The following is a 23,798-nucleotide window of genomic DNA, read 5'->3' as shown; positions in this document are numbered from 1 at the left end:
GCTGCGGTGGGCGCCACCGGCAATCAGCGCTGCCCGAAGAGCTTTCTCTGACACGCTGCGTGGCAGGCCTTGCGGTCGCAATGCGGCGTATCCTGCGGCGCGGATGGATCGCCCTCGACGACGATGATCTTGCGCGCGCCATTGCTGCTGCAGATTTCCATCATCCGCTGCGAGCCGAGCGCAGCGTCGGGCACGGCCATTGCGAACGCGGCGAGCAGCATGGGCATGAGGCCGCGCATCACTCTGCCTTCTCCTCTTCGTCGTCATCCAGCAGCACGCGGACGGCGGCGCCGTCCAGATCCTCGAACTGTCCGGAGCGCACCGACCAGAAGAAAGCCGCGAGTCCGGCAAGTCCGAGCCCGAGCGCGACGGGGATGAGGACGACGAGGCCGTTCATTCCGCCGCGTTCCGAAGCCTGAGTGCATTGGCGATGACGATGACCGACGATCCCGACATGGCGAGTGCGGCGATCAGCGGCGTCACATGGCCCATCACGGCGAGCGGCACGGCGATGACGTTGTAGCCGATGGCGAGCGCGAAATTCTGCCGGACGACCGCCATCGTCCGACGCGCGGCGCGGATCGCGGCGGCGACAGGGGCGAGGCTGTCCCCCAGGAACACGGCGTCGGCGGCGTTCTGGCCGACATCGCTCGCAGAGCCCGGTGCCATCGAGACATGCCCGGCGGCGAGCGCGGGGCCGTCGTTGAGGCCGTCGCCGACCATCAGCACCTTGTCGCCTTCCTCGGTCATCGCGCGGATGAGGCCGAGCTTGCCTGCCGGTGTCAGCGCCGCCACGGCGCCGATCCCGATCGCCGCCGCCGTGTCCGCGACGGCTTCGGTGCGGTCGCCCGAAAGGATCGAGGAATCGATGCCGAGCGCACCGAGCTGATGGATCGTGGCGCGCGCATCGGGGCGCAGCGCATCCTCGAAGCGCAGCAGCACGTCGGTGCCGGCCCCGATAGCGAAACGGCTCGCCATGCCGGTGTCGCCGGAGGCCGAGGGGCGGACGAGCCGTGCCTCGTGTCCGCGATAGCGGCCGGTGACGCCTTCGCCCGGCGTTTCTGTCACCTCGGTGAGCACGGCAGGAACGATGCCGGTGCCCTCGAAATGTCGGCGGACGGCGTCGGCGAGCGGGTGGCGGCTTGCGGAGGCGAGTGCAAGCAGCACGGGCGCATCGGCCTCGCGCACGACATCCGGGTTGACCAGCACCGGGCGGCCCAGCGTCAGCGTGCCCGTTTTGTCGAAGGCGGCCGTGGTGACTTCGGACAGGCGTTCGAGCGCGCTGCCGTCCTTCACCAGCACGCCGCGCCGCATCAACGCGCCGGACGCGACGATCTGCGCGGCGGGCACGGCAAGGCCGAGCGCGCAGGGGCAGGTGATGATGAGCACGGCAACCGCGATGACGAGCGAATGGTGCCAGCCCGCACCCGCAAGCATCCAGCCCGCGAAGGAGAGCGCGGCGAGCGTGTGCACGGCGGGGGCGTACCAGCGGGCGGCACGGTCCGCGACGCGCACGTAGCGCGATCTGGACTGGCCCGCGCTTTCCATCAGCCGCGCGATGTCGGCGATGGCGGTGTCCGCGCCCACGGCGCTCGCACGGACCACCACCGGCGCGCCGAGATTGAGCGTGCCCGCAAGCACGGCGTCGCCCGTGCTGCGCGTCTGCGGCGCGCTCTCGCCCGTCAACAGTGAGAGGTCGAATGCGCTGGTGCCGTCTTCGATGATGCCGTCCGCGGCGAGGCGTTCGCCGGCGGCGACGTGCATCCGCATCCCGGGCGCGAGTAACCGCGCCTCGCACCAGCGATGGCGGCCGTCCTCGCCGATCACATAGGCGCCGCGTGCCGTCTGCCGGAGAAGCTGCGTGACACCGCCGCGTGCGCGGTCGCGCATCACACTGTCGAGCCAGCGGCCGGTGAGCAGGAAGAACAGCAGCATCACCGCGCCGTCGAAATAGGCGTGGGGGCCGCTCATCGCGGTTTCGAACAGGCTGAGCCCGGTGGCGAGCAGCACGCCGATCGAGATCGGCACGTCCATGTTGGTGCGCCCGCGCCGAAGTGCGCCGAGTGCGGAACGGAAGAAGGGTCGGCCCGAATAGGCGATCGTGGGGATCGCGATCAGTGCCGACAGCCAGTGGAACATGTCGCGCGTGGCGCCTTCGGCGCCCGACCATACCGATACCGACAGCAGCATGATGTTCATCGCCGCGAACCCGGCGACCGCCATCGCGCGCAGCAACATGCGGCTTTCGCTGTCTCCGGTTTCGACGAGATCGTTGGGCAGCGGCTCGGCATCGAAGCCGACCTTGCCGATCACGGCTTTGAGCGCCGGTTCGTCGAACGCCGGATCATGTGTGAGCGTGACGCGCTTGGCGCCGAAATTGACACGTGCGGCGGCAATGCCCTCGACGCCCGAAAGTCCCTTCTCCAGCTTCGAGATGCAGCCCGCGCAGCGCATACCCGGCACGGCGAAGACCGAGGTCTTCATCTGCATCGCCGCACCGGCGGCCGGAACGGGCGTTTCATGCTTCATGAAAGGCTGGCGATCCGGCGCAGTACGGCGCCGTCGCGCGCGGCTTCCATGTGGATGTTCCAGCGTCCGGCGGGGAGCGGCCGCGCCGCGCGGAACTGCCCGGGTGCCACTTCCGTGAAGCTGAGGGCGATATCGGGCGCGCGGCCCACGGGGTGCTTTGCCGTTGCGGTGATGACCGCGCCTGTAAGCGGGGTCTCGCCGGCGGCGGCCACGATCATCGGATGGCGATCGTCAGCCATCGTCAGCCCCAGCGACCAGCCGAGCTTTTCCTGCGCGCGGGCCTCTTCCAGCCAGCCGTTGAACTTCTGGCTTGCGACATAGGAATTGTCGACGACCGTGCCCCCGAATGTGCCCGTCGCGAACATCGCCATCGTCACGTTCACGGCGATCACCGTACCGAAGAAGGCGATCATGATCAGCCACATGTGGCGGCCGGTGAAGCGTCGGGCGGGGCGATCGTTCATTGTGTGGCCTCCCGGTCGAAGAACACCTGCGTCTTGTCCTCGCCGCCCTTGGCGTCGAGGCCGCGAACGGTGAACACGATGTCCTTGCGCGGCTCGCCCGCGGCGGGCGCGGCGACGAAGATGCGGGTCTTCGCGACAGCATCGGCGGGCGTCGCAACCGTCACCGTGCGGCCGCCGGTATCGCGCGTGCCTTCCGCCGTCCACATGATCGCGTCTGGCAGGCCTTCAAGGCCGATCTCGACCTCGCGCGGCCGGTTTTCCATGTTGCGGACCTTCACCGTATAGGCATTGCGGATGTGCCCGTCGGAGAGGCGCACGAACAGCGGGTTGCGATCCTGCTGCGCGCTGATGTCGATGCGCGTGCGCTGGCCGAGCACGAACAGCATGGCGAGGCCGATGCTGCCCCACAGCATGAAATAGGCGATCGTACGCGGTCGAAGCAGTGTGCGGATTACCGGCTTGGGCGGCTTGCCCGCCTTCTCCAGATCGGCGCTTTCCTCGGTGACGTAGTCGATGAGGCCGCGCGGCCGCCCGATCTGCGTCATCACCTTGTCGCACGCGTCGATGCAGAGCGCACAGGTGATGCACCCGATCTGTGGCCCCTCGCGAATATCGATGCCCGTGGGGCACACGGAGACGCACTGGTCGCAATCGATGCAATCGCCGACCTTGTCGAAATCGGCGATCTCGGCCTGCGCCTTCTTGATCCCGTGCGTGCGCGGCTCGCCGCGCCAGTCCTTGTAGGTGACGGTAAGCGATTTCTCGTCCATCAGCGCGGTCTGGATGCGCGGCCACGGGCACATGTAGATGCACACCTGCTCGCGCATGAAGCCGCCGAAGATGAAGGTGGTGGCGGTAAGCACGCCGACGGTTGCGTAGGCCACGAAGGCGGCCTTGCCGGTGAACAAGTCGTGCAGCAGCGTCGGCGCATCGGCGAAATAGAAAATCCACGCGCCGCCGGTCGCCATCGCGATTCCCAGCCAGATCGCGTATTTCGCGGTGCGCTTGCCGAGCTTGGTCGCGCCCATCGGCGCCTTCTTCAGGCGGATCTGCGCGTTGCGATCACCGTCGATGAAGCGCTCGACGTGGAGGAAAAGATCGGTCCACACCGTCTGCGGGCAGGCGTAGCCGCACCAGGCGCGGCCGACCGTGGAGGTCACGAGGAACAGGCCGATGCCGGCCATGATGAGAAGGCCCGCGACGTAGTAGAATTCGTGCGGCCAGATCTCGATCGAGAACATGTAGAAGCGGCGGTGTGCGAGATCAACGAGCACGGCCTGATCGGGCGCGTATGGGCCACGATCCCAGCGAATCCACGGCGTCACGTAATAGATCGTGAGCGTGATCGCCATGATCGCCCACTTGAGGCGCCGGAAGGTGCCGTCCACCGCTTTCGGGTAGACGCCCTTCCGGGCCTCGTAGAGTGAGGGCTTGAGGCTCTTCAGGTCTTCAGGGTGCGACATTTTCCGCTCCGCCCGCGGCCGGCGCAGGGTCCGCCGCCGCGACCACAGTCGCTTCGCCGCCGCCCAGCGAATGCACGTAGGTGGCGAGCATCTTCACGGTCGCCGGGTCGAGGCGGTTGCCCCAGCGCGGCATGACGCCCTGGCGGCTGTTGGTGACGGTGGCGATGAGCGTGTCGCGATCGCCGCCATAGAGCCAGATCCCATCGGTGAGGTTCGGCGCGCCCTGCGCACGGTCGCCCTTACCCTCGGCCCCATGGCAGGATACGCAGTTTTCGGCGTAGATCTGCGCGCCGCGTTCGGTCGCCTTCGACGCCTTGCCCTGCCCGGAGATGAGCTGAACGTAGCTGACGACGTTGCTGATCTGCGCGGGGGTCAGGATGCCGTCGCGGCCGAACGCGGGCATCATCGAAAGCCGCGTTTCATCGTGGTCCGGGTTCCGGATGCCGTGTTCGATCGTATAGTGGATGGCGTTGATGTCGCCGCCCCACAGCCAGTCGTCGTCGTTGAGGTTCGGGTAGCCCTTGCCGCCCGCCGCGCCGGAGCCGTGGCACTGCACGCAGTAGACCTTGAAGGTCGATTGCCCGCCAGCGACCGCCGCCTGCAGCAACTTGGGGTCGTTTGGGATGTTCTCGACCGGTGTGCTGCCGATCGCTTCGCGGATCGGCAGCAGCTTCGCATCGGCAGCGGCGAGCTGCTTGTCGAGTTCGCCGTGACTCGACCAGCCGAGTACGCCGGCCGTCGCGCGTTCCACCAGCGGCCATGCCGGGAATAGGATCGTGTAGATCAGCGCCCACACGATCGTGATGTAGAAGGTCCACAGCCACCAGCGGGGAAGCGGCGTGTCGAGTTCCTCGATACCGTCCCATTCATGGCCGACGGTTTCGGTGCCGGTCGGCTCGTCGATGCGCTTGTTTTCAGCCATTGTGGTCGTCCTGATCGAAAATCATGTTGGCGGCGCGCTTGTGATCGTCCTGCGCCTTCGGGCGGAAGGTCCAGCCGACGAGAACCAGGAACGTCACGCCCATGAAGACGAGGCCCCAGCTGTCGGCCAGATGACGAAGCGTGTCGTAGCTCATCGCGGCTGCTCCTGCGGCGCGGCGGCCTGGAAGTCGACGAGCGTGCCGAGCATCTGGAGATAGGCGACGAGCGCGTCCATCTCGGTGATCTGCTTGGGATTGCCGTCGAAATCGCGGACCTGCGCCTTGGGATAGCGCTTGTTGAAGGCTTCGAGATCGCCGAACTCGTCCGTCTGGAGCTTGAGGTCGTCGTTCGCGGCCTTGATCGCCTCGTCGCTGTAGGGAACGCCGACGCGGCTGAGCGCGGTGAGGTGCTTCGTCATGTCGCCGGCCTTCAGCGGGCGCTCCTTCAGGAACGCATAGGGCGGCATGATCGATTCCGGCACAACCGAGCGCGGGTCCGTGAGGTGCTGCACGTGCCATTCGTCCGAATAGCGACCGCCGACGCGCGCGAGGTCCGGCCCCGTGCGCTTGGAGCCCCACTGGAACGGGTGGTCGTACATGCTTTCCGCCGCCAGGCTGTAGTGGCCGTAGCGCTCCACCTCGTCGCGGAACGGGCGCACCATCTGGCTGTGGCAGTTGTAGCAGCCCTCGCGCATGTAGATGTTGCGGCCCGCAAGCTCGAGCGGCGTGTAGGGACGCACGCCCTCCACCTTCTCGATCGTTGAGTCGATCCAGAAGAGCGGAGCGATCTCGACGATGCCGCCGATGGCGACGACGACGAGCGCGGCGACGCCGAGCAGGGTGACGTTCTTTTCAATGCGTTTGTGATCGAAGAAACGGGATGCCATTGCGCGCGTCCTTACTCTGCGGGCTGCGGGGCGAGCGGACGGTCCGCCGCGGCGTCATACGGGGTTTCGGTCATCGGCTTCTCCTCGCGGAGCTTGCCGGCGATGGTCAGCCAGACGTTCCAGACCATGACCAGCGCACCGGCGAGGTAGAGCACGCCGCCGGCGGCGCGGATCAGGTACATCGGCAGCATCGCCGCGGTGACCTCGGAGAAGGCGTACACGAGGTAGCCGTCGTCCCCGTACTCCCGCCACATCAGGCCCTGCATGATGCCCGCGACCCACATCGACGAGGCGTAGAGCACGATACCCACCGTCGCGAGCCAGAAGTGCCAGTTGACCATCCGCAGCGAATAGAGGCGCTGGCGGTTCCACAGGCGCGGGGTCAGGTAGTAGATCGCCGCGAAAGTGATCATGCCGTTCCAGCCGAGCGCGCCGGAATGGACGTGGCCGATGGTCCAGTCGGTGTAGTGCGAGAGGCTGTTCACCGCTTTGATGGAGAGCATCGGCCCTTCGAAGGTGCTCATGCCGTAGAAAGCAAGCGCCATCACCATCATGCGGATGATCGGGTCGGTGCGGATCTTGTCCCAGGCGCCGTTCAGCGTCATCAGGCCGTTGATCATGCCGCCCCAGCTCGGCATCCACAGCATGATAGAGAAGACCATGCCGAGCGTCTGCGCCCAGTCGGGCAGCGCGGTGTAATGCAGGTGGTGCGGACCCGCCCAGATGTAGAGGAAAATGAGCGACCAGAAGTGGATGATCGAGAGCCGGTAGGAATAAACCGGTCGCTCCGCCTGCTTTGGCACGAAGTAATACATCATCGCGAGGAAGCCGGCGGTGAGGAAGAAGCCCACTGCGTTGTGGCCGTACCACCACTGGGTGAGCGCATCCTGCACGCCCGCGAAGGCGCTGTAGCTCTTGGAGCCGAGGAGGCTGACCGGCATCGACAGGTTGTTGACGATGTGCAGCATCGCGATCGTCAGGATGAACGACAGGTAGAACCAGTTCGCCACGTAGATGTGCGGTTCGCGGCGCCTCAGGATCGTGCCGACGAAGACTGCCAGATAGGCCACCCAGACGATCGTGAGCCACAGGTCGACGTACCATTCGGGTTCTGCGTACTCGCGTGCCTCGGTGATGCCGAGCACGTAGCCGGTGGCGGCGAGCACGATGAAGAGCTGGTAGCCCCAGAACACGAAGCGGGCGAGGCCGGGAAGGGCGAGCCGGGCGCGGCAGGTGCGCTGCACGACGTAGAAGCTCGTCGCGATCAGGGCATTGCCGCCGAATGCGAAGATCACAGCCGACGTGTGTAGCGGCCGCAGCCGTCCAAATGTGGTGTATTCAAAACCGAGATTGAGGACCGGGAAGGCGAGCTGGAGCGCGATGTAGAGGCCGGCGAGGAAGCCGACCACGCCCCAGAACACCGTCGCGATCACGCCCCAACGGACGGGATCGTCATCGTACCGACCCGTGTCCACGGGTGCCTTCAGGATGCCGCGCGCGACGGACGCATAGTCCGCGCCCGAGAGCGTCGCCGCGAGCGCAAGCAGTGCCGCCGCCGCGACGATCGCCATGTGGATCGCAAATCCCTGATCGGCTGAAAGCGCGATCGCGATGATCGCGACGAGCGCAGCGCCCAGCCAGCCGAAGGCCTTGAAAGTAAGTGATTCCATAACCGGTCCCCGCCGTTTTGTCGGCATGAATGCCGCAGTTCTGAGGCTGACATGGTCCTCTTCGAGCGGCAAGACCTTGACCTGCGTCAAATAACCGGAGACGCCCCACAAGATGACGAACGCCGCCAAGCGCCTGGGCAAGAATCGATCGGCCTTCGCCGTGCTCGGTTTCCTCGCGGGCGGGCCGCGCTCGGGCTACGACATCAAGAAGGCGATCGGGCGCAGCACCAGCTATTTCTGGAACGAGAGCTTCGGCCAGATCTATCCGATCCTGCAGAAACTGGAGGCCGAGGGGCTGGTGGCCTGCGTGGGTGTGGAGGGGCATGGACGTCGCCAGAGCCGCAAGTACGCGATTACCGAAACCGGCCAGGAAGCCTTGAGGGACTGGCTCGCCGCGCCTGTTTCAAGCGCGGGCATCCGCAACGAGTATCTGCTGAAGCTGTTCTTCGGCCGCCATGTCTCGCCCGAAGTGAGCATCGCCCACCTTGCGGACTACCGGCGCCAGCTCGCCCGGGAACTCGCGACCTTCGAGGCGTTCCGCGCGGGCTACGACGATGCGATCCGTGCCGGGCGCACCAGCAAGACGCTGATCTACCTGCTTGCGCCGCTCGATTTCGGCATTCTCGGCGCCCGTGCGCAGATCGAATGGTGCGACGAGACTATTCGTGCGCTTGAGGCTCTGCTGGAAAACTGAGGCAGACGAGGAGGCCGCCGCCGTCCTGGTTCGCGAAGCGCACGGTGCCGCCGCTCCGCTCGGCGAGTGCGCGGACGATGGCAAGCCCGAGACCGACGCCGCCTGTCGTGCGGTCGCGCGAGGGGTCAAGCCGCCCGAACGGTTCGCCGAGTCGGGCAAGCGCGGCCGAAGGCACGCCGGGGCCGTTGTCGGAGACGCGGATCTCGACCGTTTCACCCTCGCGCGTCGTGCTCAGCGAAACCGCCGTGCCGTGGCGCAGGCCGTTGTCGATGAGATTGGCGAGGATGCGCCGCAACGCGAGCGGAGAGAGCTGCACCGCCGTGCCCTTTGCGCCTGCGTCGAACCAGACCGTGTCCTCCATCTCGCGGCGCACCGCGACCACGGCCTCGATCTCGGCGTCGATGTCGAGGCGCCGGGGCTCGGGCCCGTCGCTGGCGTCCTGCCGCGCGAAAAGCAGCGTGTCGTCGAGCATCGCCGACATTTCCTGAAGATCGGCGGCGGCCTTCCGGCGCTGTTCGGGATCGTCGATGAAATCGGCGCGCAGCCGTAGCCGCGTGATGTAGGTACGCATGTCGTGCGCGACGGCGGCAAGGATGCGTGTGCGCTCGCCGACGAGGTCGGCGATGCGCCGTTTCATGTCGTTGTAGGCGCTGGCGAGTTCGCGCATTTCGCGCGCGCCTTCCACGGGTACGTCGGGCGCATCGAGTTCGCTGCCGAAGCGGCGGACCCCGGCCGAGAGGCGGACGAGCGGCTTGGTTGCTCGGCGCACGGCTGCGGTCAGGATCGCGAGCAGCAGCAGCCCGCCGAGCGCACCCATCACGGCACGGCGGCGCAGGTAGGTGCGAACGACGGACGAGGGGCGGCTTTCGATAACGAGCGTTTCGCCGCTGGAAAGGCCCACCGTCAGTTGCACCGGCGCGAACAGCCGGCCCGCCCACGGCTGCTCGCGAAGCGCCCGGCCGATGAGCGGACGCCGCGAGGTGAGTGTCACCGTGCGGTGCGGCAGCGCAGCCGCATAGCTCGCGCGAAGCTCCGGAAGGCCGCCTTCGTATCCGGCGGGAATGCCGGGCGCGAGCCTCAGCGTGTAAAGCGATCCGTTGAACACATCGAGCAGCTCTGTGCGCCGTGCGGGCGTCGCGGTTTCGAGTGTCTCGGCAAGGACACGCACATCCGTGGGTCGGGGCAGGTTGTAGGGCCGCCGGTCGTCACCGCGTGTCGGCAGCGCCGTCACCGTCACCAGCAAAAGCTGAATGATTACGAACCCCGACAGCAGGATTGCGATGATTCGAAGCCCGAGATTGGACATGCCGCTCAGCCCCGCTCAACGCTCGCCGCGAACAGGTATCCACCGCCGCGCACGGTCTTGATAAGCGCCTCGCCGCCGCGATCGCCGAGCTTGCGGCGCAGGCGGCTCAGCTGCACGTCGATAGCGCGGTCGAACGGGCCGGCGCTGCGCCCGCGCGTCCAGTCTAGAAGCTGGTCGCGGTTTAGCACGCGCTGGGGGTGCGTGACGAGCGCGAGCAGCAGGTCGAATTCGCCGCCGGTGAGGTCGACAGAGTCTCCAGCGGGCGATGCCAGACCGCGGGCGCCGACGTCGAGCGCCCAGCCGTCGAACCGGTAGCGCTCCGATGGCTGGGCGGCGACCGAAACGCGGTTCGTCTCGCGCGTGCGGCGCAGGACGGCACGGACGCGCGCCACCAGCTCGCGCGGGTTGAAGGGCTTTGCGAGATAGTCGTCGGCGCCGATCTCGAGCCCGATGATGCGGTCGATGTCCTCGCCCTTCGCCGTCACCATCAGCACGGCGACGTCACCCCGGGCGCGCAGGCGGCGGCAGATCGAAAGCCCGTCCTCCCCCGGCAGCATGATGTCGAGCACGGCAAGGTCGACGCGCTGGCGTTCGATCAGCCGGTCGAGCTCCGCGCCGGACCGGCAACCCGAAACCTCGAAGCCCTCGCGCGCGAGAAGCCCGGTCACGAGTGCGCGGATTTCGTTGTCGTCCTCGACGACGGCGATAAAGCTGCTGCCCATGCGCCCGTTTGTGCCGCAGCCGCGCGGTGAGGGGAACGGGTCACGGCAGCGCCGTTACACTTTGTTACCGTCCGTTACCTTGCCGCAGCACGCCGCTTACGCGAGCCTTCTACACCGAGCACAGACGGACATGAGCCGTCGGCATCGATTGAAGAACCGGAGCAAGACCCATGATGAAACATCTCCTCGTTTTCGCGGCGATCGGCACGACCGTGCTCACCGCCGCCGCGCTTCCCGCCGAAGCGCGCGACCGCACCCGTGTCGTCAATGTGCAGGGCGCAAACGGCAGCGTCGTGAAGCAGCGCAGCGTCTCGCGCGAGCCGGGTAACAGCGCGGTAACGCGTTCGGTGCAGGGCGGCGAAGGTCGCGGCTACGCGTCCACGCGCAGCAGATCGGTCGAAGACGGCACCTACACGGGCGGCCGCACGACGACGACCAACAGCGGCACCACCTTCGGCCGCAGCACCACCGCGACCGCGAACGGCGACGGCAGTGCCGATTATTCGACGACGCGCACGCACCGCGACGGTTCAACGACAACCAAGAGCGGGACCGTAACCCGCGACGATTGAGGAACCTGACCCGTACCTCTCCCTCCGACCGACTGGCCGCGCCCCCTTCACCCCAACCCCCGCCGGGGGCGCGGCCACCCTTTTCGCAGGATATGCCTCAATGACCCGCAGATTTCTGATCGCCCTTGCTGCTGCGACACTCATAGCGCCCCCCGTTGCCGCGCAGCGCTGGGGCGGTGGTGACGGCGGCGCCGCATTCGACAAGGCCGATGCCAACGGCGACGGCGTCGTCACCCGCAGCGAGTTCCAGAAGAACCGCAGTGCACGCTTCGATACCCTCGATCGCAATGATGACGGCGTCGTCAGCGAGGATGATTTCGGGCGAATACTGAAGTTTCGCCCGGAAGCCAGCGAACGTCTTGAACGCCTGATTGCGGAGGCGGACGCGAACCGCGACGGCAAGGTGACCCGCGCCGAGATGGATGCCGCACCAACCCCGGTGTTCGACCTTGCCGATACGAACAGGGACGGCAAGGTGGACAAGGCCGAGCGCGAAACCTTCCGCAACAAGGCCGAGATGATGAAGGCCGGGAGGCAGTAACGTGGACCTGCCCCAGCGCTCACCGCTCTGGTTGGGGTTCATCGCCGCGCTCGTCGTCGCCGAGGCGCTCTGGCGCCTGCGGAGCGGGCGCGGCTACGACCCCCGCACGGCGCTGACAACGCTCGGCATCGTCCTCGGCAACATTCCCTTCGGCCTGCTCAACGGCCTCGTGCTTGCCGGTGTATTCGGCCTGGCATGGGACCATGCGCTCGTCCGCTGGCCGCTTGCCGATTGGCGGACGTGGGCGGCCGGGTTTCTCGCGGTCGAGTTCGCCTACTACTGGTTCCACCGCGCCAGCCATCGCATCCGCTGGATGTGGGCAACGCATTCGGTACACCATTCGGCGGAGCAGATGACGCTCCTGTCTTCGCTCCGACTCGGTTGGACCAATCTTTTCTCGGCGGGCTGGATCGTTTACGTGCCGCTGATGATGGCAGGGTTCGATCCGCTGCTCGTCTTCACGCTGCTGGCGTTCAACCTGCGCTACCAGTTCTTCCTGCACACAGAAGCGGTCGGGCGGCTCGGCCCCATCGAGTGGGTGTTCAATACGCCCGCACACCACCGGCTGCATCACGCCTCGAACCCGGCCTATATCGATCGCAACTACGGCGGTGTGCTCATCGTGTTCGACCGACTGTTCGGCACACTTGCGAGAGAGATGGACGGCGAGGCGATCCGTTACGGCCTTGCCCACCGCGCGCCGACCGCGAACCCGCTGACGCTTGCTTTCGGCGAATGGCGCCTGATGCTCCGGGATATGTGGCGGGCCCGGAGCCTGCGCCCCGCGATCCTGCCGCCGGTGTAAACACGGTTCAGCGCACCATGCGGCGCAGCGTTTCGATGCGGTCGGCTTCGGCCGCTGGCTTGTCGGTGCGGATACGGCTGATGCGGGGGAACCGCATCGCGAGGCCGGACTTGTGGCGTTTCGAAGCGTGGACTGAATCGAAGGCAACCTCCAGCACCAGCGTCTTTTCCACTTCGCGCACAGGGCCGAAGCGGGCAACGGTGTGGTTCCGCACGAAGCGGTCGAGCATCATCAGCTCCTCGTCGGTGAAGCCGGAATAGGCCTTGCCCACCGGGAGCAGTTCGCCGGTCTCAGTCCAGCAGCCGAACGTATAGTCGGAATAATAGCTCGATCGCTTTCCGTGCCCCCGCTGCGCGTACATCATCACGCAGTCCGCCACGAGCGGATCGCGCTTCCACTTGTACCAGAGCCCGACTCGGCGGCCGGAGACATAGGGGCTATCCCGCCGCTTCAGCATCAGGCCCTCGATCGACGCATCGCGGGCGCCGAGGCGCAGCTCTTCGAGGGCCGCGAAATCGGGGACGTCGACGAGCGGCGACAGATCGAAACGGTCGCGGTCCAGCCGCGACATGAAGGTTTCCAGCCGGATGCGCCGCTGCGTCCACGGCTGCGGGCGCTGGTCTTCGGGGCCGTCGAAGAGGATATCGTAGAGCCGTACGAAGGCAGGGAAGTCCCTCAGCATCGCGGGCGACACGGTCTTGCGGCCGAGGCGTTGCTGCAGCGCGTTGAAGCTTGCGGCCTCGCCGCCCTGTACGTCTCCGCGCACGAGCAGTTCGCCGTCGAGTACTCCCGGCGTCCGGTAACTCTCCGCGACATCGGGGAAGCTTCGCGTGATATCGTCGCCCGCCCTGCTGTAGAGCCGCGTTTCTCCGCCGACGTGCACGAGCTGCACGCGGATACCGTCCCACTTCCATTCCGCGGCGTAGTCCGAGAGGTCGACGTCCCGGTCTTCGAGCGGGTGGGCGAGCATGAACGGACGGAACACCGGAGCGTCTTCGGGCGCGGGGCGCGGGCCGCTGCCTTCCGCCCAGGCGAAGAGTGCCGTGTAGGGTGGTGAGACGGCGTGCCAAACCTCCTCGACATCGTTGGGATCGAGCGCGAAGGCTTCGGCAAACGCGGTCTTGGCAAGCCGTGCCGATACGCCGACGCGCATTCCGCCGGTCGCGAGCTTGAGCAGCGCGAAGCGTGCGTTCGCATCGAGGCGATCAAGCAGCCGCGTCATCACCGCGGGGGCCTGCGCGCGTGTCAGAAGCTGCAGTTCGCTCACCACTTCCGAAAGACGCGGCGGCGCGGCGTCCGACTGGTCCGCGCCCGGCCAGATGAGCGCCACGGTTTCGGCGAGATCGCCGACATAATCGTAGCTGAGCCCGAAGAGCACCGGGTCGACGCGCTCGGCGATCAGCGCGCGGATGATGCTCGGCTGCACGGCGGGGAGCGAGAGGTCGCCCGTGAGCGCGGCGAGTGCCCAGCCGCGATCCGGGTCCGGAGCCGTTTTGAGATATGCACCGATCAGATCGAGTTTGGCGTTTCGCGAACGCGTGTAGATGAGGCTGTCGAGCAGGTCCGAGAACGCCTTCATCAGTCGTCTTCATCCTCGCGCCCGATGAGCGCGAGTTCGCGTGCCGTGATTTGCCGCTCGCGGCACCAATGCACGAGCGCATCCTCGCGGCCGTGCGTCACCCAGACCTCGCCGGGCGCGATTTCACGGATCGTTTCCGTAAGCTCATCCCAGTCGGCATGGTCGGAAATGATGAGCGGCATCTCCACACCGCGCTGCCGCGCGCGCTGGCGCACGCGCATCCAGCCGCTCGCCATCGCCGTGATGGGATCGGGCAGCCGGCGTGACCAGCGGTCGTTCAGCGCGGAGGGCGGCGCGAGGACGATCTCCCCCGCAAGCGCGGCGGGCTTCAGGTCGGAGATGGGCAGAAGCGCGCCCAGCGCGACGCCGAGTTCCCGGTAGAGGTCGCACAGGCGCTGGAGCGCGCCGTGGATGAACAGCGGCCGATCGTAACCGTGGCGCCTCAGCTCCGCGATCACGCGCTGCGCCTTGCCGAGCGCATAGGCGCCGATCAGGATTGCTCGGTCGGGCTGCGCCTGCTGCGCGGCGAGCAGCCTGGCGATCTCCTCGCCGATCGGCGGATGCCGGAACACGGGCAGCGCGAAGGTCGCCTCGGTGACGAACACGTCGCAGGGCACGGGCTCGAAAGGCGCGCATGTCGGGTCGGGGCGGCGCTTGTAGTCGCCCGAGACGACCACACGTTCCCCGCCGCGTTCCAGCACGGCCTGCGCCGATCCCAGCACGTGTCCGGCGGGCACGAGCCGCAGATCGACGTCGCCGATGCGAATGACTTCACCGTAGCCGAGCGCCTGGCCCGATTGGGGGCCATAGCGGCATTCCATGATCGCGAGCGTCTCGCGTGTCGCGAGCACGGCGCGGTGGCCGCCGCGCGCGTGATCCGAGTGGCCGTGGGTGATGATCGCCCGATCGGCCGGGACGACGGGATCGATCCAGGCACCCGCCGACGGCAGGTAGATGCCGGTCGGGTGGGCTTCGATCCATGAAAAGCGCGGGGCCATACCCGCTATATAGGTGAAGGCGCCGGAAAGTTCCGTCGCGCCTCAGAGCTCGTGGATACCGCCCGGTTCCTCGCCGTGCAGGCTCATCAACGAATCCATGAGGTCGCCCTCCGCAGCCGAACAGACACCGATGGTCAGCGCCTCGTCGAAGCCTTCGCCCACGACATAGGCGTGGCCCATGCTCGAATCGAGGTAGATCGATTCGCCTGCCTCGATCACGATCGGGTCATAATATTCGGTATGAACGACCATGCGGCCTTCGATGACGTAGACGAACTCTTCGCCCGGGTGCCGTACCAGCTCGCCGAACTCCTTCACGGATTTGGCGCGGATGCGCGTCACCAGCGGGATCATCCGCTTCCGCCTGAGCTCGGTGCACAGATAGAAGTAGTCGTAGTTGTTCGTTTTCACGCGAATCGCGCGGTCCTGGCTGCCGATGCTGCGGCGCCCGGTGACTGCGGCGGCCTCCTGCGGGTCTTCCTCGGCAAACAGTTCCGACATGCGTATGTTGAGGCGCTGGCTGAGTTGCAGCAGCTTGTCGTAGGTCAGCGTCAGGCGGTCGTGCTCGACCTTGGAGAGCGTGGAGACGGGGATGCCGCTCCGTTCGCTCATTTCCTTGAGCGTCCAGTCGTTGCGGGTGCGAAGCCCGCGCAGCAGCGTGCCGAGGGTCGGTTTGTCCGGTTTCATGCCGGCTCTCCCATGCCGCGCGACGGCTTTTCTCGCATCATGCTGTTTGACAATTTTCTAAATAGGATCATTATTGCCTGCATGGGACAAAACAACGTGTTCGCGCGCACGGTATCTCGTCCGCGTTAAACACGCAATCCAACATGCTGCTCTGCGGCAACATGAGTTCTGGAGGGGGAATATGCGAGGTTCACTGAAATCTCTGTTTGCAGGAGCGGTCGCCCTGATCGCCCAGCCCGCGCTGGCCCAGCCCGCGCCTGCGCCCGTACCCGTCAATCCCTTGCCGGTAACGGCTTCGGCGCCCGCCGTGCCGATCCCGGTGCCGGGCGCACCGGCGCTTACCAAGGCCGATGTCGATGCATGGCTCGACGGCTACATGCCTTATGCGCTGGCACGGGGTGCCGTCGCGGGTGCCGTCGTCGTCGTCGTGAAGGACGGCCAGGTGCTGACGCAGCGCGGTTACGGCTATTCGGATGTCGCCAAGCGCACGCCGGTTGACCCGGAAAAGACGATGTTCCGACCCGGTTCGGTGTCGAAGCTGTTTACTTGGACGGCGGTGATGCAGCTCGTCCAGGAAGGCAAGCTCGATCTCGACAAGGACGTCAACACCTACCTCGATTTCAAGATCCCGGCATATGAAGGCAAGCCGGTGACGCTGCGCAACATCATGACGCATACGGCCGGCTTCGAAGAGTCGGTGCGTGGGTTGATATCCGCCAAAGAGAAAGGCGCGCCTCTCGGCGAGACGCTAAAGCGGTGGACGCCGCACCGCATCTTCGCACCCGGCACGACGCCCGCCTATTCCAACTATGCCACCGCGCTTGCCGGGTACATTGTGGAGCGCACGTCGGGCATGTCGTTCGATGACTACATCGACCAGAACATCTTCGGCCGGCTCGGCATGGAGCATTCCAGCTTCCGCCAGCCGCTTCCGGAAAAGCTGAAGCCGCTGATGTCGAAAGGCTACGCGACCGCCTCTGGCGATCCGAAGCCGTACGAAGTCATCGATGCCGCACCGGCTGGCAGCCTCGCTTCGACCGGCGCGGACATGGGCAAGTTCATGATCGCGCACCTCGCGAACGGCGGGCCGCTGCTTTCGCCAGAGACCGCGAAGCTGATGCACACCACGACGCTCACCATCCTGCCGCCGCTCAACCGCATGGCGCTCGGCTTCTACGAACAGCAGATCAATGGGCAGATGGCGATCGGCCACGGCGGCGATACGCAGTGGTTCCATTCCGATTTGATGCTGTTCCCGAAAGAGAACGTGGGCATCTACATTTCGATGAACAGCTCGGGCAAGGAGGGGGTGACGAGCCCCATCCGCAGCACGCTGTTCGAAGGTTTCGCCGATCGGTATTTCCCGATGGAGCGCACGATCAAGGCTGGCGTCGATGAAAAGACTGCGGCCGAGCACGCCAAGATGCTGGCGGGTACCTACATCAGCTCGCGCCGGCCGGAATCGAGCTTCATGAAGGCGCTCGACCTTGCGGGCGGCATGAAGATCGGCGTCGACGACAAGGGCAATCTCGTCCTGCCGTTCAAGAACATCGGCGGCGAGGATTCGAAGTGGGTGGAAACAGCGCCCTTCGTCTGGGAAGAGGTCGGCGGCCACGGCCGTCTCGCCGCCAAGCTCAAGGACGGCAAGGTCGACTGGGTCAGCATCGATGCCATCTCGGCCATTATGATGCTGCAGCGACCGGTGTGGTACGCCTCGCCCGGCTGGCTGACACCCGGTGTGATCGCGGGTCTCGTGATCCTCGGCCTCACCGCGCTGTCTTGGCCGATCGGCGCCATTGCGCGCCGCCGTTACGGCGCAAAGCTGGCCCTTGCCGGCAAGGAGCTGAAGGCCTTCCGTCTCGTTCGCGGCTTCGCCGCGGTGGTGACGCTGGTGCTCATCGGCTGGGCGGCAACGATCGCCTCGATGATGTCGGACTTCAGTCTGCTTGGCGGCGCTATGGACTGGGCGGTCTATCTGCTGCAGATCGTCGGCACGATTGGCTTCATCGGCATGGTCGCCGTCGCGGCATGGAACCTGCTCCTCGTCTGGACGGGTCGTCGCGGCTGGTTCTCCAAGCTGTGGAGCATTCTCGTCCTTGTCGCTGCGGTCGTGATCCTATGGGCCGCGTTCGCCTTCCATCTCATCAGCTTTGGAGTTCAGTTCTAATGTCGGTTGCCGGAAGCCTTTCTCTTGAAGTTGCTGTCGAATCCCTGCCCCTGGCGAAGCCGTTCAGGATCTCGGGGCACGTCTTCACCCACTCCGATCTGGTCGTCGTCACGCTTTCCGACGGCGTCCATTCGGGGCGGGGAGAGGCTTCCGGCGTCTACTATCTGGGTGATAATGTGCCTGAGATGCTGCAGGCCATCGAAGCCGTCCGTCCGGAGATCGAACGCGGCATCGACCGCACCGGTCTCCAGACGCTGATGCCCGCTGGCGGCGCGCGCAATGCGCTCGACTGCGCGCTCTGGGAGCTCGAAGCCAAGCAGACGGGCCGCAGCGTGTGGGATATCGCCGGGTTCGAAACCTCGCGTCCGCTGCTCACCACCATGACGCTTGGCGCGGATACGCCCGAAGTTATGGCGGAGGGCGCCACGGTTGGATACGCGCAGGCGCGCGCCCTGAAACTGAAGCTCACCGGCGATCTTGAAGACGATATCGCCCGCGTTCGCGCGGTGCGTGCGGCGCGGCCCGATTGCTGGATCGGCGTTGATGCCAATCAGGGCTACGGCATTGCCGATCTCCCGGCGCTCGTCGAGGTGCTCGTCGAAGCCGACGTGAAGCTGCTCGAGCAGCCGCTCCGCCGGGGCGCGGAAGCCGATCTCGACGGCTTCTCGTGCCCGATCCCGATCGCAGCGGATGAAAGCGTGCTGACGCTCGCCGACGTCCCCGGCCTCGTCGGGCGCTTCAATGTCGTCAACATCAAGCTCGACAAGTGCGGCGGGCTGACCGAAGGGCTGGCAATGGCGCGCAAGGCCCGCGAACTCGGGCTCGGCGTCATGGTCGGCAACATGGTGAGCACCAGCCTCGCGATGGCGCCTGCCTATGTCGTCGGCCAGCTTTGCGATGTCGTCGATCTCGACGGGCCGATCTTCCTTGCGAAGGATCGCGAACCCAGCATCGTTTACGAGGACGGATATGTGCGCTGCCCGGACAATGTCTGGGGCCGGGACGCCTGAGCCAATCGGATCGAAAAGGGGAAGATCATGAAGTCTGTTCTTTGCGGGCTGCTGCTTGCGGCCGCGACGGCTCCGGCGCTGGCCGCGGCCGATAGTCCTGTCACCTACGTTCAGGCTGGGCGTCTGCTCGCCGATCCCGGCACCGGCCGTGTCGAGACGGCGAAGACCATCGTCGTCAAGGATGGCCGCATCGCCGAAATCCGCGACGGCTATGTGGGTGAGGGCAAGGTCGTCGATCTGCGCGACGCGTTCGTGATGCCGGGCTTCATCGACAGCCATGTTCACATCACGGGCGAATCCAACCCCAACGAACGCAGCGAAGCGCTCAGCAAATCCGCGACGGATTCGGCGTTCGACGGCGTCGTCTTCGCCGGGCGCACGCTGCGTGCCGGGTTCACGACCGTGATCGATCTCGGCGGCGAGCCTCAGGCCATATACGGACTTCGCAATGCCATCGCGGCGGGCAAGGTCGAAGGTCCGCGCATCATTGCGGCGGGCGGCGTCGCGGCACACGGCGGCCACGGCGATATCCACGGCTATCGTCAGGAAATTCTCGATCTCTACCGCTCGCCGACCTTGTGCTCGGGCGCGGACGATTGCGCGCGCGCCGTGCGTCAGGCCATTCAGAGCGGCGCCGATGTCATCAAGACGGCGTCCACGGGCGGCGTCATGTCCAACACCGCTGCCGGCCTCGGCCAGCAGATGAGCGACGCGGAACTCACTTCGATCGTGGAAACCGCGCACCGGCTTGGGCGCAAGGTCGCGTCCCACGCGCACGGCACGGACGGCGTCAACGCCGCGCTCCGTGCGGGTGTCGATTCGATCGAGCACGGCACCTACCTCGACGCTGAATCCATCAAGCTCTTCAAGGCGAAGGGCAGCTATCTCGTGCCGACGCTGCTTGCCGGCGACACGGTGAAGAAGCGCGCCGAAACGGCGGAATGGATGCCCGCGCCGGTGCGCGCCAAGGCGCGTCAGGTCGGGCCGCTCATGGTCGATGCGCTGCGCCGCGCGCACAAGGCGGGCGTGAAGATCGCGTTCGGCACCGATTCCGGCGTCTCCGCGCACGGCGACAACGCGCAGGAGTTCGCGCTGATGGTGGAAGCGGGCATGACCCCGCTCGAGGCGATCCGCGCGGCGACGGTCTCGGCGGCGGACCATGCCGGTCTCACCAGCGAGATCGGCACACTTACGCCGGGCAAGGCAGCGGATATCGTCGCCGTGAAAGGCGATCCGCTCACCAACATTCGCGCGCTTGAAACCACGAGCTTCGTGATGAAGGGCGGCACGGTGGCCAAGCTCGCGCAGTGAAGGTTTGGCGTTAGCTGATTGACAATTTTCCAATCAGGATTGATAATCCTGATTGGGATAAAACATGTTCGGACAGGGAGAGCGGCGATGGCGTCATTGCCCGGGGTTTCGCGGCGTCAGCTGATGGGCGGCGCAGTTGCGGCAGCAGCCGTGACGGGTTTTCCGATGATCAACACAGGCATGTTCCGCGCTCACGCCGCGGCAACGAAGGCTTATTCGAAGCGGGCCGTCGATCTCGTCAAGCAGTCGCTCGTCATCGATATGCTTGCGCCGCTCAAGATCGATTTCCGCTCCGAATATTACGCAAACCCGCTGAGCGAGAAGGACGCCGCCGATTTCCGCGCGAGCGGCATCACCGGCTTCCACAATGCCGTCGGCACGGGCGGGCCAGAAGCCTATTCGGAAACGCTGGGCTGGATTGCCGCGTGGCAGGGCTTTGCAGGACGCAACGCGCACGTGTTCTCGCTCGTCGGCAAGGCCGAGGATCTCGATCGCGCCAAGCGCGAGGGCAAATGCGCCGTCATCATGGGCGTCCAGAATTCCGAGCACTTCCGCAAAGTGGAGGACGTGAAGGCGTTCTACGAGATCGGCCAGCGCTGCTCGCAGCTCACCTACAACAGCCAGAACCTGCTCGGCTCGGGCAGTACGGAGCGTGTCGACGGCGGCGTCACCGATTTCGGCGCCGCGATCATCGAGGCGATGAACAAGGTCGGGATGCTTGTCGATGTCTCGCACTGCGGCGATCGCACGACGCTCGACGCCATCGCCATTTCACCGAAGCCGATCGCGATCACGCACAGCAATTGCCGCGCGCTCGTCAATCACCCGCGCGTGAAGACGGACGAGGCGATCAAGGCGCTCGGCGCCAAGGGCGGCGTGATGGGCATCACCGGCGTGCGCATGTTCGTAAGCGAAAAGGAGCCGACGACGATCGCAAACATGGTTGATCACATCGATCACGTCGTGAAGCTGATCGGCATCGATCATGTCGGCGTCGGATCGGATGCCGATCTCAACGGCTACGACGACATGCCCGCCGATCAGTATGCGATGCTGAAGGCCGGCTACAAGTCGAGCTACGCGTTCCGCGACAAGATCGACACGGACGGCTTCGACCACCCGATGAAGACCTACGATCTCGTCGAGGAACTCATTCGCCGCAAATATTCGAACGAGAACATCACTGCCGTCCTGGGGGGGAATTTCAGGCGGCTGTTGGGTGCGACCTGGGCATAAAGCCCGGGCGAAAAAAGCAGGGAGAGGACTGGGATAATGAAAAAACATACGCGCGGCGCACTCGCCGTCACAACAGCGATTGGACTTGTATTTTCAGCATCGTTCGCATCGGCGCAGGAAGCGGATGTCGAGGCCGGTGAAATCATCGTGACCGCGCAGAAGCGCACGGAAAACCTGCAGGACGTGCCGATCTCGATCAGCGTTCTTTCGGGCGAAGACCTGCGGGCGCAGGGCGCGGCATCGCTTGTCGAATACGGTGGTTATGTGCCCGGCCTCACGGTGCTCTCGAGTCAGCCAGGCACCTCGACGATCTCGCTGCGCGGTATTGCGCCCGTGGGTTCTGCGCAGTCCGTGGGCATTTATCTCGATGACGCGCCGGTAGGTTCGAGCAGCCTCTACGCGCGGAGCGCAACCTATTCGCTCGATCTGATGCCTTATGACATTCAGGGTATCGAAGTGCTGCGCGGTCCGCAGGGTACGTTCTACGGCGCCAGCTCGATCGGCGGCCTTCTGAAGTACGTCACCGTGAAGCCGAGCCTCGAGAAGTTCAGCTTCAAGGCGGGCGGCGAATTGTTCGCGATCAACCACGCCGGCAATCCGGGCTGGGCGACGCAGGCGATGGCCAACATCCCGATCGTCGAAGGTAAGCTCGGAATGACGGCGAGCTTCGCGTGGCGCAAGACGCCGGGTTACACGGACACGATCAACAATGCCGATCTCAAGGATCAGAACGATGTCGAGCAGACCGGCGGGCGTCTGAGCCTGCTCTGGGAACCGAGCGATGTTCTTTCGGTGCGCCTCGGTGGTATCTGGCAGTCGATTCGTGCCGAAGGGACGAACACGCTCACGGCCGACGTTGACGGGGTGCCAGACGGAAACGGCTGGTCAAACAACAATTTCGTTCATGAGCCCTTCCGCAAGAGCATCGATTATTACTCTGCGTCGATCGACTATGATCTCGATTTCGCGACGCTGAGTTCGGCGACGACATACAGCGAAACGAATACGCACAGTGTGCAGGATGCATCGCTGGTCTTCGGAATTATCTACCCATTTCTCGATCCCGACGTCCCGGCGGGACTTGCCCCGTTCATCCTTGACCTCGGTCTTGAAAAGTTCACCCAGGAAATCCGGCTGTCGTCGCCGTCCGGCGGCGCGTTCGAATGGATGATCGGGGGCTTCTACACCAAGGAAGACAGCTCGAACCATCAGCTCGTGCGCACGCTGAATTTCGATGGCACCCCGAACGATTTCGATCCCGGCGCCGTGGTCTCGCTACCGTCGACGTTCAAGGAATACGCGATCTTCGGTAACGCGACGCTCCGTTTCGGCAGCTTTGATCTCTCGGCCGGCGTTCGCTGGGCGCAGAACAAGCAGAAGTTCCGTCAGATCAGCGATGGCCCGTTCATTGGCTTTGCGGATGATCCGGGCTCGTCGAAGGAAGATGTGTTCATCTACAGCATCAGCCCGCAGTTCCACCTGAACGACGATGCGATGATCTACGCGCGCGTCGCCAACGGCTATCGCCCGGGTGGTCCGAACGTCACGTTCCCGGGCGTGCCGCCGCAGGTCGATGCCGATACGCTCGTCAACTACGAGGTCGGTTTCAAGGCCAACCTGTTTGCTCGTTCGCTTTCGGTCGATGTTGCCGCGTTTTACATGGACTGGAAGGATATCCAGATCATTCAGGACTTCGGCGGTGTTACCGGCCAAACCAATGGCCCGAAGGCTTTGAGTAAGGGTATTGAAGGTTCGCTCTCGTGGCGTCCGGTGGCCGGTCTTACGCTCGGCCTGAATGGTGCGTACACCGATGCGACATTTGAAGCCGATGCTCCGGAAATCAATGCTGTCGACGGCGACCGGTTGCAGAATGTGCCGAAGTTCAGCGGTTCCTTCTCTGCCGACTATAATTTCGCGATCAGCGATCGTCTGGAAGGCAAGATCGGCGGTGGTGTCCGCCGCATGGGCAAGATTCTTTCGGCAGCGAGCAGTGCTCCGGATGCCCTCTGGTCGGATGCCTATACGGCGGTTGATCTCAACGCCGCCGTTACCGTCGATGAGCACTGGACTGTGCGTCTCTATGCACGCAACCTTCTGGACAAGGAGGCTGCTACCTCGCGTGGGTATACGCGCAACGCCTTCAACGTCCCCGCTTATCAAAACATGATCCCGCTGCAGCCCCGAACCATCGGTGTTGCGCTCGATCTTTCATTCTAGCCAAGAGAACAGACTGGTCC

At 65.3% G+C, this 23,798-nt stretch carries 23 protein-coding genes; 9 read left to right on the top strand and 14 right to left on the bottom strand.

Features of this window, described 5'->3' with window-relative positions; all coding sequences use genetic code 11:
- Window positions 1–23 precede the first annotated feature (23 nt).
- The 9 genes from ACE3TJ_RS08275 to ccoN are packed head-to-tail and all read right to left on the bottom strand — an operon-like array spanning window position 24 to window position 7,933.
- Window positions 24–239, bottom strand: a complete 216-nt coding sequence (locus ACE3TJ_RS08275) for a hypothetical protein (protein ID WP_374595634.1) — start codon at window positions 237–239, stop codon at window positions 24–26.
- Entirely contained in the window at window positions 239–397 is a 159-nt protein-coding gene (gene ccoS, locus ACE3TJ_RS08270) for a cbb3-type cytochrome oxidase assembly protein CcoS (RefSeq protein ID WP_374595633.1), read from the bottom strand. Before ccoS ends, ACE3TJ_RS08275 begins: the two co-directional genes overlap by 1 nt.
- Window positions 394–2,529: a heavy metal translocating P-type ATPase gene (locus ACE3TJ_RS08265; protein ID WP_374595632.1), complete on the bottom strand. Its 2,136-nt coding sequence runs from the start codon at window positions 2,527–2,529 to the stop codon at window positions 394–396. Before ACE3TJ_RS08265 ends, ccoS begins: the two co-directional genes overlap by 4 nt.
- Window positions 2,526–2,993, bottom strand: a complete 468-nt coding sequence (locus tag ACE3TJ_RS08260) for a FixH family protein (protein ID WP_374595631.1) — start codon at window positions 2,991–2,993, stop codon at window positions 2,526–2,528. Before ACE3TJ_RS08260 ends, ACE3TJ_RS08265 begins: the two co-directional genes overlap by 4 nt.
- A complete protein-coding gene (ccoG, locus tag ACE3TJ_RS08255; RefSeq protein ID WP_374595630.1) occupies window positions 2,990–4,456 on the bottom strand; it encodes a cytochrome c oxidase accessory protein CcoG in 1,467 nt (488 codons plus the stop codon). The genes ACE3TJ_RS08260 and ccoG overlap by 4 nt, the downstream gene beginning before the upstream one ends.
- Window positions 4,443–5,378: a cytochrome-c oxidase, cbb3-type subunit III gene (gene ccoP, locus ACE3TJ_RS08250; RefSeq protein WP_374595629.1), complete on the bottom strand. Its 936-nt coding sequence runs from the start codon at window positions 5,376–5,378 to the stop codon at window positions 4,443–4,445. Before ccoP ends, ccoG begins: the two co-directional genes overlap by 14 nt.
- Window positions 5,371–5,532, bottom strand: a complete 162-nt coding sequence (locus ACE3TJ_RS08245; protein ID WP_374595628.1) for a cbb3-type cytochrome c oxidase subunit 3 — start codon at window positions 5,530–5,532, stop codon at window positions 5,371–5,373. The genes ccoP and ACE3TJ_RS08245 overlap by 8 nt, the downstream gene beginning before the upstream one ends.
- Complete coding sequence (ccoO, locus tag ACE3TJ_RS08240) at window positions 5,529–6,263, bottom strand: cytochrome-c oxidase, cbb3-type subunit II (RefSeq protein ID WP_374595627.1); 735 nt, start codon at window positions 6,261–6,263, stop codon at window positions 5,529–5,531. Before ccoO ends, ACE3TJ_RS08245 begins: the two co-directional genes overlap by 4 nt.
- An 11-nt stretch (window positions 6,264–6,274) precedes the next feature.
- Complete coding sequence (ccoN, locus tag ACE3TJ_RS08235) at window positions 6,275–7,933, bottom strand: cytochrome-c oxidase, cbb3-type subunit I (protein ID WP_374595626.1); 1,659 nt, start codon at window positions 7,931–7,933, stop codon at window positions 6,275–6,277.
- Between the two features lie 112 nt (window positions 7,934–8,045).
- On the opposite strand from ccoN, the gene ACE3TJ_RS08230 reads away from it, so the two are divergent.
- Window positions 8,046–8,627, top strand: coding sequence for a PadR family transcriptional regulator (locus tag ACE3TJ_RS08230; RefSeq protein ID WP_374595625.1), 582 nt, complete (start codon window positions 8,046–8,048; stop codon window positions 8,625–8,627).
- Here ACE3TJ_RS08230 and ACE3TJ_RS08225 read toward each other — a convergent pair.
- Window positions 8,593–9,933: a sensor histidine kinase gene (locus tag ACE3TJ_RS08225; RefSeq protein WP_374595624.1), complete on the bottom strand. Its 1,341-nt coding sequence runs from the start codon at window positions 9,931–9,933 to the stop codon at window positions 8,593–8,595. The two genes, ACE3TJ_RS08230 and ACE3TJ_RS08225, sit on opposite strands and share 35 nt — an antisense overlap.
- A gap of 5 nt (window positions 9,934–9,938) precedes the next feature.
- Window positions 9,939–10,655: a response regulator gene (locus tag ACE3TJ_RS08220; RefSeq protein ID WP_374595623.1), complete on the bottom strand. Its 717-nt coding sequence runs from the start codon at window positions 10,653–10,655 to the stop codon at window positions 9,939–9,941.
- 170 nt (window positions 10,656–10,825) lie between these two features.
- Between ACE3TJ_RS08220 and ACE3TJ_RS08215 the strand changes: the two genes are divergently transcribed.
- From ACE3TJ_RS08215 to ACE3TJ_RS08205, 3 genes are all read left to right on the top strand, one after another.
- Complete coding sequence (locus ACE3TJ_RS08215) at window positions 10,826–11,227, top strand: hypothetical protein (RefSeq protein ID WP_374595622.1); 402 nt, start codon at window positions 10,826–10,828, stop codon at window positions 11,225–11,227.
- A 100-nt stretch (window positions 11,228–11,327) separates the two neighbouring features.
- Window positions 11,328–11,768 (top strand): EF-hand domain-containing protein, encoded by a 441-nt coding sequence (locus tag ACE3TJ_RS08210; RefSeq protein ID WP_374595621.1) that lies wholly within the window; start codon window positions 11,328–11,330, stop codon window positions 11,766–11,768.
- A gap of 1 nt (window position 11,769) precedes the next feature.
- Window positions 11,770–12,573 carry a sterol desaturase family protein gene (locus ACE3TJ_RS08205; protein ID WP_374595620.1) on the top strand — a complete coding sequence of 268 codons (804 nt, stop codon included), beginning with the start codon at window positions 11,770–11,772 and terminating at the stop codon, window positions 12,571–12,573.
- A 7-nt stretch (window positions 12,574–12,580) separates the two neighbouring features.
- On the opposite strand, the gene ACE3TJ_RS08200 is transcribed toward ACE3TJ_RS08205, so the two are convergent.
- Genes ACE3TJ_RS08200 through ACE3TJ_RS08190 form a run of 3 tightly spaced genes read right to left on the bottom strand, consistent with a single transcriptional unit; the run spans window position 12,581 to window position 15,837 of the window.
- A complete protein-coding gene (locus tag ACE3TJ_RS08200) occupies window positions 12,581–14,152 on the bottom strand; it encodes a cisplatin damage response ATP-dependent DNA ligase (RefSeq protein WP_374595619.1) in 1,572 nt (523 codons plus the stop codon).
- Window positions 14,152–15,150, bottom strand: coding sequence for a ligase-associated DNA damage response exonuclease (locus ACE3TJ_RS08195; RefSeq protein WP_374595618.1), 999 nt, complete (start codon window positions 15,148–15,150; stop codon window positions 14,152–14,154). The genes ACE3TJ_RS08200 and ACE3TJ_RS08195 overlap by 1 nt, the downstream gene beginning before the upstream one ends.
- Before the next feature lie 42 nt (window positions 15,151–15,192).
- Window positions 15,193–15,837, bottom strand: a complete 645-nt coding sequence (locus ACE3TJ_RS08190; RefSeq protein WP_374595617.1) for a helix-turn-helix domain-containing protein — start codon at window positions 15,835–15,837, stop codon at window positions 15,193–15,195.
- Window positions 15,838–16,018: 181 nt separating this feature from the next.
- On the opposite strand from ACE3TJ_RS08190, the gene ACE3TJ_RS08185 reads away from it, so the two are divergent.
- The 5 genes from ACE3TJ_RS08185 (at window position 16,019) to ACE3TJ_RS08165 (ending at window position 23,778) form a co-directional block, all read left to right on the top strand.
- Complete coding sequence (locus tag ACE3TJ_RS08185; RefSeq protein WP_374595616.1) at window positions 16,019–18,004, top strand: serine hydrolase domain-containing protein; 1,986 nt, start codon at window positions 16,019–16,021, stop codon at window positions 18,002–18,004.
- A complete protein-coding gene (locus ACE3TJ_RS08180; RefSeq protein WP_374595615.1) occupies window positions 18,004–19,014 on the top strand; it encodes a dipeptide epimerase in 1,011 nt (336 codons plus the stop codon). The genes ACE3TJ_RS08185 and ACE3TJ_RS08180 overlap by 1 nt, the downstream gene beginning before the upstream one ends.
- A gap of 27 nt (window positions 19,015–19,041) precedes the next feature.
- The gene (locus ACE3TJ_RS08175; protein WP_374595614.1) at window positions 19,042–20,325 is read left to right on the top strand and encodes an amidohydrolase family protein; all 1,284 of its coding nucleotides are present in this window, start codon (window positions 19,042–19,044) and stop codon (window positions 20,323–20,325) included.
- Between the two features lie 87 nt (window positions 20,326–20,412).
- Window positions 20,413–21,561, top strand: a complete 1,149-nt coding sequence (locus tag ACE3TJ_RS08170; protein ID WP_374595613.1) for a dipeptidase — start codon at window positions 20,413–20,415, stop codon at window positions 21,559–21,561.
- Between the two features lie 36 nt (window positions 21,562–21,597).
- Window positions 21,598–23,778 (top strand): TonB-dependent receptor, encoded by a 2,181-nt coding sequence (locus tag ACE3TJ_RS08165; protein ID WP_374595612.1) that lies wholly within the window; start codon window positions 21,598–21,600, stop codon window positions 23,776–23,778.
- Window positions 23,779–23,798: the final 20 nt, after the last annotated feature.

This window comes from Sphingosinicella sp. (genome assembly GCF_041916975.1).
Classification (GTDB): domain Bacteria; phylum Pseudomonadota; class Alphaproteobacteria; order Sphingomonadales; family Sphingomonadaceae; genus Sphingosinicella.
This window is presented reverse-complemented; position numbering and strand designations above follow the sequence as displayed.